The following is a 1,510-nucleotide window of genomic DNA, read 5'->3' as shown; positions in this document are numbered from 1 at the left end:
ATTTGCGTCATTTACTCGTGAGTTCGCGACATTTACTCGTGAATTTGCACTATTTACTCGTGAATTAATCCATCAAGTCTATAAGCTCTATTTTTAAATTGTCCCGAATAAGGCAATTCCAGTGCAGATAGCATCCGTTGCATGATATCAATTGAATCGATTTGTAAAAAGAGCCGTGCTTGTTTATTTGTTATATTGGGTTTTATGAGGAGAGCAAAATCACGAAGAGTTTGAATGTGGGCATCTTTCGAGGCGTAAGAACATTGACTGCATGACCATTTGCCCCAGTGATATTGCATATGGGGAGCAGAGCATTCAGGACATTGAACGCTTTTGAGCAGATCTTGCTCATCAATTTGATACAATTCGAGTATATCAGGATTATGCGGAGTGTTTTTATGCAGAATCGTGTTCGAAAGTCTATTGCTCTGCCTTTGGGTTAATTGCTCAAAAGGATACTTTTCTTCAAGGGTGTGAATTTTGGTAATCAGGGTTTCTTTTCCCGTGATTTTTTTGAAAATGGGGGTAAAACCTGGGGTAGTCCTGATGATGGTATTCGAGTTTGCATTGGCAATGAGCGTTTCAATCGGCAGCGAGGGGAATTTGTGAAAAGTAAGCCAATCATTTAATCGGGATTTTTGCACGTCAACCTGGATTAGCGGATCCAGATATGCCTGTTCCTGTCCATCTTTTGTCCGAATCAATTGGGGATAGGTGCGGTCAAAATAGAGCGTTCCGGCAAAATTTTTCACTTCAATGATGATACAGTAATTCCGGGTGAATATTAGGAAATCCATTTGAAAATAACGGCTTCCATCGTAGCTTAATCTCAAATCATGAAATACACAATATTCTTTCGGAAGATTCTTCAGCTCTTTTCCGATACTCAGCTCCCCGTTATATCCTGTACGGATTTTCTGGAAATCGTTCCTGATTCTTTCCTGTTTTGGATGATTTGCTGATAGCCTCCTGCTTAATGCCTCCAGTTTGAGCATTTTCATAGGCATTTCACACGGTTTTAGCATCCATGCATCAACTCCTTCTCCATTTAGCTTCTATGTAAATGCCCTTTTTTCCTGCTAGGATCTGAAATCAGACGTTTTACCGGGAGTTCGATCTGTTTAATTCATGGGATTTGTAGCTTACTCGTGAGTTTGCGACATTTACTCGTGAAATTGGGGTATTTACTCGTGAGTTCTCGCCATTTACTCGTGAGTTTGCGCCATACTCGTGAATTTACGTAGTTTACTCGTGAGTTCGCGACATTTACTCGTGAATTTGCGTTTACTCGTAGATTTGAGCCATTTACTCGTGAGTTTACGCCATTTACTCGTGAATTTGCACTATTTACTCGTGAGTTTACGTAGTTTACTCGTGAGTTTGCGCCATACTCGTGAATTTACGCCATTTACTCGTGAATTCGCACCATTTACTCGTGAGTTCGCGACATTTACTCGTGAATTTACGTAGTTTACTCGTGAATTTGCGCTTTACTCGTGAGTTCGCGACA

The 1,510-nt window shown here is 40.6% G+C and carries 1 protein-coding gene; it reads right to left on the bottom strand.

Annotated elements, in window-relative coordinates:
• Positions 1-53 precede the first annotated feature (53 nt).
• Positions 54-1,025 (bottom strand): NERD domain-containing protein, encoded by a 972-nt coding sequence (locus tag FNK51_RS26150; protein ID WP_141995233.1) that lies wholly within the window; start codon positions 1,023-1,025, stop codon positions 54-56.
• Positions 1,026-1,510: the final 485 nt, after the last annotated feature.

The sequence above is a fragment of the Bacillus sp. B4EP4a genome (assembly GCF_006680105.1).
Classification (GTDB): Bacteria; Bacillota; Bacilli; order Bacillales; family DSM-1321; genus Peribacillus; species Peribacillus simplex_E.
Note: the sequence above shows the minus strand (reverse complement) of the source record. Positions and strands in the feature narration are given on the sequence as shown.